This is a genomic window from Roseburia sp. CLA-AA-H209, from assembly GCF_020687575.1.
Taxonomy (GTDB): domain Bacteria; phylum Bacillota; class Clostridia; order Lachnospirales; family Lachnospiraceae; genus Roseburia_C; species Roseburia_C amylophila.
In genome coordinates, this window is the sequence record NZ_JAJEQU010000009.1 from 26266 (window position 1) to 41272 (window position 15007).

Below are 15007 nucleotides of genomic sequence, written 5' to 3' on the forward strand. Positions count from 1 at the left end.
GAAGATGGCAGAGAAGTTTAAAGAACAGGCGATTATTATCCGCCAGGAAGAAATTGCGGATGACATTTACAGTATGTGGCTGCGTACGGAAGAGATTGCAGCACATGCAAAAGCAGGTCAGTTTGTATCTGTATATTGTAATGAAGGAAGCAGGCTGCTTCCAAGACCAATCAGTATCTGTGAAATTGATAAAAAGGATAATGCCATCCGTCTGGTATACCGTAAAGTTGGAAAGGGAACAGAAGAGTTTTCCGGTATGCATACCGGCGGAATTCTTAATATAACAGGACCGCTGGGAAATGGATTTCCGAAGAAAGAAAAGAAAGCGTTCTTAATTGGTGGTGGAATTGGTATTCCGCCAATGTTAGAGCTGGCAAAAGAATTGGACTGTGAAAAGCAGATGGTACTTGGTTTCCGGGATGAGCTTTTCCTGATGGATGAATTTCGTGAAGAAGGAGAAGTCTATGTGGCAACTGAGGACGGAAGTGCCGGGACAGAAGGAAATGTATTGGATGCCATCCGTGAAAATGGGCTGACAGCAGAGATTATCTATGCCTGCGGGCCAAAGCCGATGCTGGCAGCTATTAAGGAATATGCAAAAGAGAAACAGATTGAGTGCTGGATTTCCATGGAAGAACGTATGGCTTGTGGAATCGGAGCCTGTTTAGCCTGCGTGTGCCAGTCTAAGGACAAGGATGAACATTCCAATGTCAATAACAAACGTGTATGTAAAGAAGGACCGGTTTTCCGGGCTGAGGAGGTGGAACTTTAATGAATACAAGAGTAAATCTGGCAGGAGTATTATTGAAGAACCCGATTATGACAGCATCCGGAACCTTTGGCTCCGGTCAGGAATACAGTGAATTTGTAGATTTGAATAAATTGGGTGCAGTAGTGACGAAAGGTGTTGCCAATGTACCATGGCCGGGGAATCCGACCCCTCGTGTGGCAGAAGTGTACGGTGGAATGTTAAATGCTATCGGTTTACAGAATCCTGGTATTGATGTATTTGTACAGCGTGATATTCCATTTCTTACCCACTATGACACACGCATTATTGTAAATGTTTGTGGAAAAACAGCCTCCGATTATATAGAAGTTGTGGAAAGACTGGCCGAACAGCCGGTAGATATGCTGGAAATCAATATTTCCTGCCCAAATGTCAAAGAAGGCGGTATTGCCTTTGGACAGAATGCTGCTTCTGTAGAAGAAATTACAAAAGAAGTGAAAAAATATGCAAGACAGCCGGTTATTATGAAATTGAGCCCGAATGTAACGGATATTACAGAGATGGCAAAAGCGGCAGAAGCAGGCGGAGCAGATGTAATTTCCCTGATTAATACACTGACTGGAATGAAGATTGATGTAAACCGCAGAAAATTTGCTTTGGCAAACAGAACTGGTGGGATGTCCGGACCGGCAGTGCATCCAATTGCAGTGCGTATGGTATATCAGGCAGCCCAGGCAGTGAATATTCCGATTATCGGAATGGGAGGTGTACAGAGCACTGAAGATGCATTGGAACTGATACTGGCAGGAGCAACCGCAGTATCTGTGGGAACTGCAAACTTTACTAATCCTACCGCAACGATTGATATTATCAATGGTATACAGGATTATATGGAAAATAATGGAGTTGAAGATATCAATGAACTGATTGGTGCAGTCACTGATTAATGGGACTGTTTTTGGTGCTGCCGGAGAGATAAAATGATGTCCAGGGATAAAAGGTAAGTAATGTAATTGACGGAAAGGATAGAAACAGTGGAAAAGATTTGGAATTTCTTTGAAAATCTTAATGAATTTGTATATGTCTCAGATGTTGATACATATGAGCTTGTGTATATGAACCGGAAAACACGGGAAAACTTTGGATTTCAGACCCAGGAGGAAATAAAAGGAAAGAAATGTTATGAGGTGATGCAGCATAATGCCGCCCCTTGTAGTATGTGCAATAATCAGGAACTGGTAGAAGGTGAGTTTAAAGAATGGAAGTATTATAATCCGGTTCTTGGCAAACATCTGTTGTTGAAGGATACTATGCTGGAACAGGATGGTCGACGTTACCGGGTAGAAATTGCACTGGATGTCAGCAACGAAGAAAAACAGGGAAGTCTGATTCAAAACTATGAAAATATGGAGGCTATTATAAATGAGGGCATAAGAATTTCGTTAAATGCCCCTACGTCAGAACAGTCGCTGGAAATTATTCTGGAATATCTTGGAAAGGCATTGAATGGAGAACGTACCTATATTTTTGAAAAAAACTTATTGGGAAATGACGATAACACCTATGAATGGGTAGCGAATGGTATCGGGCCTGAGAAAGATAATTTGCAGAATGTTCCGGCTGAAGTATGCGAGAACTGGTACCGCAATTTTAGGGAAGGCAAAAATATTATCATTGGTAATCTGGAAAATATACGTGAGAGTGATCCACTGCAGTATGAGAATCTGAAACAACAGAATATTTCAACGCTGGTAGTAGTTCCACTGTATGAAGGGCAGAAAATCATCGGTTTTTATGGAGTTGATAATCCTCCCGAAAAAATGTTGGATTATACTTCTAATATGCTTCAGATTATGGGATATTTTATTGTCTCCAGCATCAGAAGGCGTAATCTGGTGCGGGAATTGGAACGGATGAGCTATAGTGACCAGCTTACGAAACTTGGAAACCGGTTTGCCATGGAACAGTATGTTACAGATGCATCAGGGACTTCAGGCTTTGGTGTGGTGTATTGCGATATTACAGGACTGAAAAGGGTAAATGATACTTTAGGTCATCAGGCAGGTGACCAGCTCATTCTGCGTGCCGGCGAATTACTCCGTGAGGAATTTTCAGACTATGGACTGTTCCGTATTGGAGGGGATGAACTTCTGGCACTGTGTGCAGGTATCGGAGAAGAGGAACTGAAGCAGCGGATAGAACGTATGAAGGCTGGCATGAAGAAAAAAGATGTAGTAATGGCAGTCGGATCAGTATGGCAGGAAAGCTGGGAGCGTGGATTTGACCTCTTGCTGATGGAAGCTGAACGCAGAATGTATCAGGAAAAAGCAGCTTATTATAATAATGCCGGTATAGACCGGCGCCATTAAGAAAAATGCATTGAGGTTTTCAGGGAAGTATGGTAGCATAAGAAATTAGGTAAAAGAAAAAAGTGTGTAGTAATTCGTAGGAAGGATACGCCAAATATCAAGAGTGGCAGTGAATTCGTCCATGTGTTTGTAGAGATACAGATGCATGGACTTTTTTTATTTTGGTTACCGGCACAGAGCAGTGAACAGCCGATAGAAGCTGGAAAACAGGAGCAAATGGAGCCGGAAGAGAATGAGTTTCTGGATTGCTCGTTTGGTGTGTCATCCGTGTGGGCTTGCTTTTTATTCGGATATTCGTATATAATGTATTGTATTGAGTATTATCCATGCGGATCCTCTCCGCATTGGAATTGGAAGCATCCGCAAAAAGGAAGTGAACGCTATGACCTGCGACGAGGCTTTATACCGCCAATATCTGAGCGGCGACGACGAAGGACTCAATGCCCTGATGAAAAAATACGGCGACCCCCTGACCCTGTATATCGACGGCTATCTGCACGACGTTCACGAGTCCGAAGAGCTGATGCTGGACGTTTTCGCCTATCTGTTCACGAAAAAGCCCCGCATCCGGGACGGCGGCCTCAAGGCGTATCTCTATAAGGCGGCGCGGCACATGGCGCTGCGCCACAAGAGCAAACGAAAGCCACTGTTTAGCCTTGATGCGCTGACCAACGAGCCGGACGGACGGCTGCTGACGGAGGAGATCATCCGGACGGAGGAGCGAAACCGCATTCTGCATTTCTGCATGAGCGAAATGAACCCGGACTATCGGGAAGTCCTGTATCTCACCTATTTTGAGGATATGAGCTACGCACAGGCGGCGGAGGTCACGGGAAAAACGGTAAAACAGATCACCAACATGGTGTATCGCGGAAAAGAGAGCCTACGAAGGCTCTTAGAACGGGAGGGAATCACAAATGCGGAGTCATGAGGAACGGGTCACGGAGACCAAGCGGCGCATTGCTAAAATTGAACAGGAGAAACGGCTGCGGCGCAATACGATCACCATGGCTTCCGCTGTGGCGGCGTGCCTTGTGCTGCTCATAGGCGCGTCCCTCGCCATGCCCGGCATTGCCGCAAGCATCCAGACAGGCGATTATTGCGGCTTTGAAACTGCGGCAAGCATCTTTCACAGCGGCGTAGCTTTGGGATATATTGTCATCGGGCTTCTGGCGTTTTTACTGGGCGTGTGCGTGACCGTTTTGTGCTTCCGGCTGCGGCAGATGAACCGTGAGGACGGGCAGGACAAAGAAAGCGAGGGAATTCATGGAGCTGATTGAGAACCTGCTGCAATTACTGACCACATTCGTCGGTGCGCTACTTTCGGGTATCTCTTGCCGAAAAAGTGGGCGGCAGGCGTACTTCCTGCTGCTGTGCTTCTACGGCTGCTTTGCCCTCAGTGCGCTCTACTGGACGCTGTATCTGCTGCTGTTCGATACCACGCCGCGGGTCTTTTATGTGTCGGAGTTCGGCTGGGTGGCCAGCGTAATTTTCCTACGCATTTTGCAGGCCACGCTGACCGGAACAAATGAGCGCAGTTTCCACTGCCGCAGGGCATGGCTTGCGCCTGTGTTCGGCGTGCCGCTGCTGGCGTTCTACTGCACTTTCGGGGACATTTTCTCCAACCTGATCTGGTGCGGCATGATGATATGGCTCTCCTTCTGCGCCATTCGAGGGCTTGCCTATGCGAAAACGCAGACGGGCACAGCGCGGAATATGCGGTGGTTTCACATCGGCGTGCTGTGCTTTGTGTACGCAGAATACCTGCTGTGGACGGCGGGCTGCTTCTGGCCGGATACCTCTCCGGCAAGTCCAACCTTCTGGTGCGATATGCTGCTGACGCTTGCGATTCTGGGGCTGCTGCCTGCCACGAGAGAGGCGGTGGAAGCATGACCTACATCGAAAACATCTTCATCTGCATGGTATCTCCCCTGCTGGTGGCCGCTCTGTGCATGGGCAGGCGGCAGCTCCGCTTCTTCCTGTTCTGCATTGCCGGAATGGGGGTGTGCCTGCTCTCGGCCTATATCAACACCTTCCTCGCGGCGGTGTGTCAGGCGGACGCCCTTGCCGCCACGGCGGAGATCGCGCCGGTGGTGGAGGAAATGATGAAGCTGCTGCCGCTGATGGTCTATCTGCTGGTGTTTGAGCCGGAGGGGGATAAAATCAAGGCTGCCGCCATCACGGTTGCCCTCACTTTCGCCACCTTTGAAAATGTGTGCTATCTCATCCAGAACGGCGCGGACCGCTTCTCCTTCATCTTCTTCCGGGGCTTCGGCACGGGCGCGATGCACGTCCTCTGCGGCTTGATCGTGGGCGGCGGGCTTGCCTACATGTGGCGGCGGACGTGGCTGAAGGTTGCAGGCACCTGTGGGCTGCTGGGCGCAGCCATCACCCTCCATGCCATCTACAATCTGCTCATCGCCTACGCCCTGCCGGTGCTGCTGGTGGCGGCAGGAAGGCTATCCGTTTTCCGATTATCACGGAAGTAATAACCGAATATCCACTCTTTGAGAGCTGCTTTTTGGCAGCTCTCAAATTTTTGTGAAAAATTATGCGTTTTGGGTGAGAGTTTTTTCGTTTTTTTGTACCTATATAAGTGAAAGGGTTTTTATCACAGTTTCAGACAAACCGGAAGGGGGGTTCAAACGAAATGTACGATACCGCAAGACGGGTCGCACTCGTCAAGCAGCGGGTGCGGGAAAACAACCGCCGAAGGCAGCAACGCGGCATATATGGACTGAGCGCCGCGTGTATGCTGCTGTTCGCGGTGCTGATGCAGGCGGCAGACGCATTTGCAGTGCAGGGACAGACCGCCGCATGGGGCAGCTTCGGCGCGATGCTTCTGCGGGAGGACGCAGGCGGCTATGTGCTGGTGGGCGTCGTCTCCTTTGCTGCGGCGGCAGCGATCACTGCGCTGTGCTTTCGGCTCAGAAACAGAGAAAACTGTAGAAAAGGCGGAGAGGATAAGCCCGCCCGACACGAAAAGGAGGAGAAAAGCCAATGAAAAAACGAATACTCAGTATCTTGCTTCTATGCTGCATGGTGCTGACCATGCTGCCGACAACTGCGTTTGCATCGGTGAGCGATTCGCTGGGCAACACACCTGAGGAAAATCAGGCGATTTTGGAGCAGCTCGCCGACCTGACTGGCGGTAGCAGCGACCAGGTGCTTTCCATGCTGAACGCTTTGGGGCTGCTGGATGAAGACGGCAATTTCAAGGTGGATCAAACCATCACGCTGGACGGCCAGGTGTTGACACTGGCGGCCGTCATGGAACTGCTGGAAAATCCCGCCACGGATCTCACCCGTATAGCCGACGTGGATGGGACTCCGGTGGCGCTGGGCGATTTGAAGACCATGATCCAAATCGAACAGGAGCTGCAGCGGATCAAGGACACCTATTTCTCCGGCAGGGAGTTTACTGGGGAAGCACTGGAGAATCTCAACAGCCTGATGGAGCAGCTGGAGCTGCAGGGTATCAGTTTGCAGTATTCCGCCTCTGCCACAAAGCCTGAGGGCGTTGAGACGGTGGATATGAGCGGCATGATGAGCCAAACACTGGAGAGACAAGCAAACAACGAATGGAAATCCGGGACTTTTACTGTATACCGCGGAAAACCGGCCGGCTTTTCCTACCGCATTCAAGGAGGCCAGCTCAGCAAGTATATCACCGATGTGGAGGTCTCGATAGGCGAGACGAGTAAGGTCGTCGAGCAAAGCGACGGGTCCTACAAGCTGACCTATGACGTAGGCGAAACTTACAGTTTAGGTGGTTGTAAAATCACTGTCAAGGTTCAAACCAATGGAGGGAACCCAGACTGGCTCAAGGATTCTTATTCCTATGGCGACCTGCTGGGGATGATCGAATTTTACGATGCGGAAAATCTGGTGTTCTATGACGGCGCCGCTTATGCCGACCACTGTCAGCTCAAGCTAAAAAAGACGGTTGACGCCCCCGCAATAAAAACATCAATGACCGCGCCGGACTATGAGAAAACATACAAAAGTGAAGGCACAATACAGGGGGATATGTATATTCCTTTGCTGGCGGATGAATACAATGCCGGCGAGGGTGCCAAAAATCCGGATTTCGTTGCACTAAGCGATACCATCGGAATTCTGGAGGGCGCCCGCAACTCGGTGCTTCCCGGCGGCTCATCCAAATTTTATCAGCCATACCAAATCGACGCCAGCATCAAGTTTGACTGGAACCCCGGCAAAGAGACCTATACCGGCCCTGCGCCGTATGGCTATGATAGTGCCACACAACCCCATGCCCCGTTCTATCTGATGGAGTACAAGTTCGATGAAGCAGATCTGACGCCCACCAGCGGCGACAGAAAGAAACCGGGGAACTGTACGATTCAAAAGGGCAGTACGGTCAAAATCTCCCTGCAGTCTACCACGCAAAACAGAGGGGATCAGAAGTACTGGCTGCCCTTCCGACTGTATATGAAGAGTGTAATTGACGACCAACCATATGCCTCCGCCACCGTCAATACCAGCAGCGTCACCGCCAGGCTGTTGGACACGGACGCCCCCATCATTCAAAGCGTCACGGCCCCGGCGGGAACCTATGCCAGCGGACAGCATGTGCCCATCACAGTTACCTTTAACGAGTTCGTGGATCTTAGAAACGCCAGCGTGACCATCAATGGCAAAGAGTATACCGCCGCTGCTCTTTCCATGAACAACTACGGTGTCACGGCAATGCTCTGGTACCCGGTGCAGGATGCGGATGCCACCACGGTCACCGTCAATGGTATGACCGGTGTGGAAGATGTTTTCGGCCATATGCTGGATACCACACTCTATCAAGGCGATTCGATTATCGACGTTACGCTGAAGAGCGTCTTGATGCGCAACGCTTCCACCGAACTGACGGCCACCTACGCCAACGGCAAGGCATCGTTCACGATGCAGGCCAACATGGCGCAGGACTACGAGACCGCATACAGCAATTATCACACCCCGGAAGGAACAGAGCCGAAGGAAGCCCCTTTCCGCCTCGAGCTGAGGTACGACTCCGCGGTTGAACCAATCCATCTGCAGGTCTATCTGGACACAGAGAAGGAAGCCTTCACCATTAGCGACTACGCAATCGCACCCGCGGCTAACACCCGCACCTATACGGTGACGCTGCAGGCCAACGAGGGCACGAAAGACGCTCCTGACTGGGTGAATGTTCTTCCCCTGACCCGGCAGTTCACGGTGCCAAAGAAAGTTTCCGCGCACACGGTGACCATCGTCCCGGAAGCGAATGACGCCGACTATACGATTTCCCTCGGCGAAACCACCCGCCCCACGCTTAGGGCCGAGGTTTTTGGGGAAGGCGGTGAGCAGGCAAGCTACACCACCGGCAAATGGAGCAGCAGTGACACGCTCATTGCCACCATCAACGAGGATACCGGCGTTGTTGCCACCACAGGAACCAAGGTGGGAGCCGTCACCTTTACCTTTACGGCGGACAACGGGACTGAGGACGCTACCGATGATGTGACGGGCGAGTCAGAGCCCTATACCGTGACGGCAGGCGATTCCTTAGCACTGGTGATTCCCGGCGGATCGTCCATCGTGACGCGGGTAAATCAGCCCGCCACCGTGCTGTGGAGCTCCAACGCCGCGCTGATGGCACCGGACAAAGAGTTCAATTACAGGATTGATCTGTATGAGGGCAACTACGCGAATGAGGCGGCGCTGAGCGGCCTCAATCCCGTTGCGACTTATACCGCCGGCAAGGATAAAAACAGCGTGCGGATCGAGGAGAATGTGCTCTCCAGGCTCTCCAACGGCGATACCCCTGCCTACACGGTATTGGTCTCCATGCCGCACCCCAACGCCGAGGGTGAGAACGTCCGCCTGTCGGCACTTGCCTGGATCATCGTGCAGGCACCACCTGCCACAGCCAAGCTGACACCGCCCCAGAGCATTTACCTCACGGATACCGACAGCGCCGTCAATATCGACTGGTCGGTGGAAAACGCCACTGACGGGGCCTCTCAACAGCCCACGCTGACCATTACCCGGGTCACAGAGGACAACACCACCCAAGAGGTGGCCAGAGAGAGCCTATCCGGTACCTCCGGAAGCTTCTCCCTGTCATTGCAGAGTGTGAAGGACGGCAATCTAAAGGACACCTATCAAGTGGTTTTGAGCGTGGAGAACCCTGGTGAGGAATCTCCCAGCACAGACTCCTTCCCCCTGTATGTCTACGATGCCGACGCACTGAAGGTGCAGGACGACAAAGGAGACACGATTTCTAAGCTGACCATGGACAATACCTCCAAGGTCAGCGGCAGCCTGCCCACTGATACAGCTGAAATTTTGCAGCTGCGCCAGGAGTTGGGGCTGATCGAGTACATAGGCATCAACTATGACGAGTACGGATGGAACTCCTTTAAAGACGGCATCCGGTGGCTCTCCAGCAACAACAATGCCATTTCCGTCAACTACAAGCAGGGCGGACTGTATGAGGACATCAGAAACTTCTCCTTTGATTCCTACCTTCCCGAAACCAAAATGGCGCTGTCCGGCTTGGCCAACGGTACCGCAACCGTCACGGCTACCCATGCCGCCACGGGCATGCGTGCCGATGTACAGGTGACAGCGAAAACGCTGCAAAATAAGTTCTATCTCTTCCAGCTGACGCCTGCAGCGGAAACTACGCTGCAATACACCGATGGCAAAGGTGTGTCCAAAACGGTCACGACCAACAGTGAAGGCGTGCTGGCGCTTTACGAACCCAACGGAATCGCCAGTGAGGTGTCTCTGCAGTCCGGCTCCGGCGCGGATATTTATCTGGGCACCATCTATAAAGAAAATCTGCGTTCCGGCGAGCAGGATGCCACAAAACTGCAGCTTTATCCCTTGAATACCTTCAGCCTTCGGCGAGTCGCCCGGGCATCTGTGACGCTCATCACGCCGGGCGGCGATCCGCTGGCGAACAAGACGGTGACCGTTCGCGGTGGCGTTTATAAAAACGGAGGCTACTGCGAGACAGCTCTGCTGGGCTCCGGGGCAGGAGCACTTGTCAGCGGCATCACCGGCGACACCTATACCACGGATGCGGAGGGAAATATAACCGTCTATCTGGATTCCACCCAGTTCTGGTCGGCCGAAAAGGGCGAGTGCAACACCACGGTGCTTTCCGCTCTGGATCAGCTGGAGTACATTCTGGAGATCAGCGCAATTGACGGCGACAAGTACTATCCGCTGCTGCTGACCGTCAACGGCAAGCTGGGCGTGGATGATGTAATGCGCACCGCAGAGGGCGTTGTCTCTCTGGAGTGCGTGCCGGAAGGGGAGGAAAACAAACCCTTCATTGTGGCGCAAAGCGTTGATTACGGTCTTGCCAACGGTCAGAAGGTGGATGTCCGCAACTCGACTGGGAAGATTGGCCCTAACAGCAGCTTTAAAACAGCAACCCTGCACACCACCATGTTCCTCTGGGGCGAGAAGATTGCCAACGCGAAGAATTACAGTCTCAAGCTGGCGGACGAATACGGCGTTCTTCCTGCCGCCCAGAGCAGCAGTACCACGCAGTATCCCTTCTCATCCATCCCTGTAGCGGAAAACGATCTGACCCTCACCGAGGCCACCATGACCACCTCTGGATGGATCGCCGACGGCAAGGATGTAGGTATGAAAACGCAGCTGAGCCTGAACGGCAGCCTGCTGCAAGAGAAAATAATGCCCTTCCGGGTCGTTGATCTGACCCGAGTGCCCAAGGTGACAGAGGATGAGCGCGTCACCGGTATTCTGCTGACGATGAAGGACTCCAGTGGAGTGAATGACGTTGACTTTGGCGGAGTGGGCGATAGTAACATTCTCAAGGTGCTGACCGGACGGCTGGATGATCTGAGCGGTCCGGTGGACACATCCGTGTTCAAAATGATTATCACCCCTAGCGAAGATCCCTCCGTGTTCCGTGCCATGATTTGGGCCGGGTACAATACGCTGGAGATGGAGGACATGGACTATTCCGAGGACGGCGTGGCCTTGGGTGCGAATGTGCTGACACAGAACCTGGAAGTGGGCGTGCCCGGGACCGGGGATCTGAGTCAGATGGCCAAAGGCACCTATAATCCCGAGGGGGAGTACAAAGCCAACCCCATGGCCGGCAAGGTCACCAACACGGATCTCAACTTGCAGTTGGAGGGCTTTTACGAAGCGGAAATCCGCTATAACGCCGAAAAAAAGGAGTGGGAGGTTTTCACCGTAGGCGGCGGCTTTACCGCCGGCGTTGGCGTGGGCTTCACCTTCAGCGTGAACGCCATGGCTGGCCCCGTACCGTTGACAGCAACCTTTGAGCTGGGTGGTGCCATTCAGCTGGATTTCCGTACCGCAGTGCGCTACGGCCGGCAGGGCGAGGGTACAGAGCTTGCCTGGAGCGATCCAACGGCCACGGCAGTGAATGACTTTTTGACCACGCTGCGTATCAACGCCTATGTCCACGCGTTTGGCGGCATTGGATTTGACTATTCGGTCGTGGCGCTGAAGATCGGCCTATTCGGCAATTTGGATGTGGATAGTCAGAATAAGTTCCTTTCCCGCACCTATCTTGCCGACGAGACAAAGCGCCAGATCAACGGTCAGGCCCTGGGGATCCAAAGCGAAGTGGGAATCAAATTTGTGGCCAACTTCCTGTTTATCTCCTACGAGGCGGTGATCGCCTCCGGAACCCTTGGAGCTACCAGGACTTTTAATGACTGGAAAACAATCGACAACTACTGGAATAACGCCACCAGTGGGCTGAGCCTTGCCTCGCTGCGGATGGCGGCGGCCCAGAGCGGAATGCAGGTGGCTTCTGGCAGTGCAACGCTCCAAAGCCGGGACTATCTGGAGCAATATGCCCGTACTTGGGGCCAGCCCCAGCAGCGGATGATGCTGTTCTCTCTGAACTCCACCAGTGGGCTGGAAAACATCCAGACCAATGCCAACCCCACATCCTATCCACAGCTCAGCGATGACGGGAAGGTATTGGCCTACATCAACGACGGCAACAGCAGCAGTATTTACGACAGCCGGGCGCATTTCTCCACCCTCAATGGCGGCGTCTATACTCTCTCCAGTGAAATTGACGCTTCCACAGAGTTCCCCGGCTACGGTGACACGAGCGTTTCTTTGTCTGGCACTGGCAGCTTCGCGGCGGCGGCTTGGGTTCGCATGGGCACCGACCTGCCGGGTAAAAATGCCGGTGATTCCGTGACATTGGAAGAGCAAAACCTGCTGATGAACAGCACGGAAATCGTAGTGTCCGTCTATGACGGCACAACCTGGACTTCCACCCGCCTAACCAACGACGGCATGCCGGATCTGGCCCCAGCCACGGCAGTGGGCGGCGACGGCAAGGCCATCGTGTTCTGGCGCAGCGTCTACACCCCCGATCCCGGTACGCAGGACAGCAACAACCTGCTGAACTTCACGACCAGAGATTGTATCATGTACCGTTGCTATGACAGCAGTAACGGCACCTGGAGCAAGTCCAAAATGCTTTATAACGGTGCTACTGGCAGCGTGAAGGCGTTGCAGGCGGCCATGCTGCCCGACGGAACCGCTATGGCGGTTTACTCGCTGGACCGCAGCGGAACCGGAGATACCTCCGCCTACGAGATCGCCTATTGTACCGTGGCTGCTGACGGAACTCCCGGTACAGCCATGCTGGCGACCTGTGACAGCAATCTTGACGAAAACCCCCAGGTCGTTGCAGCCAACTTCGGCAGCGGGGATGACCGATTTGTCATCGGTTGGCATAGTGTCCGAGACGGCAGCAGCGATATCCAGCTGTTGGCTGTGGACGGCAGCGGCACCATGTCCAACAGTTTCCCCGGCTCTCTGTCTGCCCTGACCAGCAGCGGCAACGCCGTCGTGGGCGGAGACTTCCGCTTCGCTTCCCTCAGTGGGGATCATCGCAGCCTCAATGATCTTACCATCGTCTGGAATGAGACTGTCAATGATGCCAACGGCGCGGTAGATCACGGCATTTTGAAGGCGGCCAAGCTGCGCTATGCCACAAATACCTACACTCTGTCTGCACCATTGGAACTGGCAGAGCTGCCGGATCGCACGCTGGCTGACCATTTTGATGCCTATGTCAGCGGCACCAATCAGGTGCAGGCTGCCATTCAGGCAACCCGGTATGACGATAAAAACCCAGAGGTAATCGGCGGCGTGACCGTTCCGGGGGAGGAAACGATCCTCTATACTGCTACCTCTAATTTTATCACCGATGCGGTGGCTGTGGAACAGATCGGTGTGGATTATGCAACGCTGGCATTGAACAGCCTGACACCCATTCGCTTTACCATCCGCAACACCGGGCTGAACGATGTGACAAGCCTAACGGTCAGCCTTGACAGCGGGGAAACCGTCACCCTTACGGAAACACTGCTGCCCAATGAAAGCACCACCCTTACCGTCTGGCACCATGTGAAGGATCGCGTGACCGACCCGAGCTATACCATCACCGCCGCCGGCGGCATCAACGAAAACGGCACAGTGTATCTGGATTATCCAGACATTGGCATCTCGCAAATGGAAGTGATTGCGGAGAGTGCCGGCAAACGCACGGTGCGCATGACCCTATATAATTCCTCTGCCGCCACGCTGGCCGGCGGAAAGAACCGCGAGGTGAAGCTTGCGTTCTATGCGGACGATCTGCATACCCAATCTGCAGCGGTAGACTGCGCCACAAACGGCGTATCGGTTCGCGATAATGAAATTACCATTTCCGAAGACAGCGCCCTCGCCCGCATCGATCAGGGAACCTTTACACTGGACCTGACCTATGATCTGGGCGGGTATATGACATCCATTGGCAAAACCGAGATCCCCAATGTGGGTACCTATCTGTACGCCGAGGCGTGGGTGGAAGGTCAGATCGGTGGAACAGGAAGCAATCAGCGCCTGCCGGAGTATGACGGCAGTGACAGCGAGGCCAGCGTCCATATGACCGGCGCACTGGCCCGCACCGGAGAGCGGATGACTATGGATGTGACACAGGGGAACGACGGCAACGGTCACAGCACCGCCGCCATTACCCTGCGCAACAACTCCCTGCAGTCTCAGACTAGCGCAACGCTGGTGGCCACGCTGCTGGATGCTGCCGGGACCGTTCTGGAAACGAAAAAGACCAGTATTGGCGGTGCCATCTCCGGGGAAACCTTCCGGACGGAAACCGTCACCTTCTCCCAGCTTGGCACCCGCGTAGTGGTGCGAGTCGCAGTGCCCGGTAATGACCTTCTGACCTTTGAAGGTCTGGCAGTGGGGATCGGCGATTTTACCGCCAACGGAACGAACTATACCTATACGCTGCAAAATGATAGCGGAGCAACATCTACGCTAGTCACAGCGGTGTCTGGAAACGGCGAGCCCGTGAGCATCAACGGACAGGCTCTGTCCACCGGCGGCAGCGCAACCGTTGCCATCCCCGACAGCGGCACAACCGACATTGTCGTGGAAATCGGTGCTAAAACCTACACGCTGACGATTCTGCGCAATAGTGGCACAGGCGGCGGTGAGCATACTCACAGCTACGGCAGCGAGTGGAAGTACGACGCCGACAACCACTGGCATGAGTGCTCCTGCGGTGACAAGGACGATGTTGCAGTACATAGCTTCAAGTGGGTGGTAGATAAGGAAGCGACCGCAACCCTAAAGGGCTCCAGGCATGAGGAGTGCAAGGTTTGCGGCTACAAGAAGGCGGCAGTTGAGATTCCGGCTGCCGGCTCCACAACAAAACCGACCGATCCTACGCAAACCAACCCGGACACCGGCGCAGAAAGCCCGAAAACCGGTGACAACAGCAATATGATCCTCTGGATCGCACTGCTGTTTATCAGCGGCGGCGCAGTAATCGGCATCAACGTTTACAGCAAAAAGAAGAAAGAAAACGCTGAATAAATCAGCT

Annotated in this window: 9 protein-coding genes; all 9 read left to right on the forward strand. The window is 53.2% G+C overall.

The window, feature by feature from the left end; translation table 11 throughout:
- Window positions 1–4 precede the first annotated feature (4 nt).
- The 9 genes from LKD41_RS09705 to LKD41_RS09745 all read left to right on the forward strand — a co-directional run bounded on the left by LKD41_RS09705 (window position 5) and on the right by LKD41_RS09745 (window position 15000).
- Window positions 5–772: a dihydroorotate dehydrogenase electron transfer subunit gene (locus LKD41_RS09705; protein WP_227701059.1), complete on the forward strand. Its 768-nt coding sequence runs from the start codon at window positions 5–7 to the stop codon at window positions 770–772.
- Entirely contained in the window at window positions 772–1677 is a 906-nt protein-coding gene (locus tag LKD41_RS09710) for a dihydroorotate dehydrogenase (RefSeq protein WP_022244409.1), read from the forward strand. Before LKD41_RS09705 ends, LKD41_RS09710 begins: the two co-directional genes overlap by 1 nt.
- 87 nt (window positions 1678–1764) lie before the next feature.
- Window positions 1765–3099, forward strand: a complete 1335-nt coding sequence (locus LKD41_RS09715; protein ID WP_227701060.1) for a sensor domain-containing diguanylate cyclase — start codon at window positions 1765–1767, stop codon at window positions 3097–3099.
- Between the two features lie 382 nt (window positions 3100–3481).
- On the forward strand, window positions 3482–4030 hold the full coding sequence (locus LKD41_RS09720) for an RNA polymerase sigma factor (protein ID WP_022244407.1): 549 nt from the start codon (window positions 3482–3484) through the stop codon (window positions 4028–4030).
- Window positions 4017–4379, forward strand: coding sequence for a DUF4179 domain-containing protein (locus LKD41_RS09725; RefSeq protein WP_022244406.1), 363 nt, complete (start codon window positions 4017–4019; stop codon window positions 4377–4379). The genes LKD41_RS09720 and LKD41_RS09725 overlap by 14 nt, the downstream gene beginning before the upstream one ends.
- Entirely contained in the window at window positions 4366–4992 is a 627-nt protein-coding gene (locus LKD41_RS09730) for a histidine kinase (protein WP_227701061.1), read from the forward strand. Before LKD41_RS09725 ends, LKD41_RS09730 begins: the two co-directional genes overlap by 14 nt.
- The gene (locus LKD41_RS09735; protein ID WP_227701062.1) at window positions 4989–5588 is read left to right on the forward strand and encodes a PrsW family glutamic-type intramembrane protease; all 600 of its coding nucleotides are present in this window, start codon (window positions 4989–4991) and stop codon (window positions 5586–5588) included. Before LKD41_RS09730 ends, LKD41_RS09735 begins: the two co-directional genes overlap by 4 nt.
- Before the next feature lie 161 nt (window positions 5589–5749).
- Window positions 5750–6103 (forward strand): hypothetical protein, encoded by a 354-nt coding sequence (locus LKD41_RS09740; protein ID WP_022242566.1) that lies wholly within the window; start codon window positions 5750–5752, stop codon window positions 6101–6103.
- The gene (locus tag LKD41_RS09745; RefSeq protein ID WP_227701063.1) at window positions 6100–15000 is read left to right on the forward strand and encodes a cell wall anchor protein; all 8901 of its coding nucleotides are present in this window, start codon (window positions 6100–6102) and stop codon (window positions 14998–15000) included. The genes LKD41_RS09740 and LKD41_RS09745 overlap by 4 nt, the downstream gene beginning before the upstream one ends.
- Window positions 15001–15007: the final 7 nt, after the last annotated feature.

Bases quoted from the DNA above. Each gene is read 5' to 3' on its own strand.
- LKD41_RS09735 (WP_227701062.1), top strand. From the start codon at position 4,989: ATGACCTACATCGAAAACATCTTCATCTGCATGGTATCTCCCCTGCTG.
- LKD41_RS09705 (WP_227701059.1), top strand. From the start codon at position 5: ATGGCAGAGAAGTTTAAAGAACAGGCGATTATTATCCGCCAGGAAGAA.
- LKD41_RS09745 (WP_227701063.1), top strand. From the start codon at position 6,100: ATGAAAAAACGAATACTCAGTATCTTGCTTCTATGCTGCATGGTGCTG.
- LKD41_RS09725 (WP_022244406.1), top strand. From the start codon at position 4,017: ATGCGGAGTCATGAGGAACGGGTCACGGAGACCAAGCGGCGCATTGCT.
- LKD41_RS09710 (WP_022244409.1), top strand. From the start codon at position 772: ATGAATACAAGAGTAAATCTGGCAGGAGTATTATTGAAGAACCCGATT.
- LKD41_RS09740 (WP_022242566.1), top strand. From the start codon at position 5,750: ATGTACGATACCGCAAGACGGGTCGCACTCGTCAAGCAGCGGGTGCGG.
- LKD41_RS09730 (WP_227701061.1), top strand. From the start codon at position 4,366: ATGGAGCTGATTGAGAACCTGCTGCAATTACTGACCACATTCGTCGGT.
- LKD41_RS09720 (WP_022244407.1), top strand. From the start codon at position 3,482: ATGACCTGCGACGAGGCTTTATACCGCCAATATCTGAGCGGCGACGAC.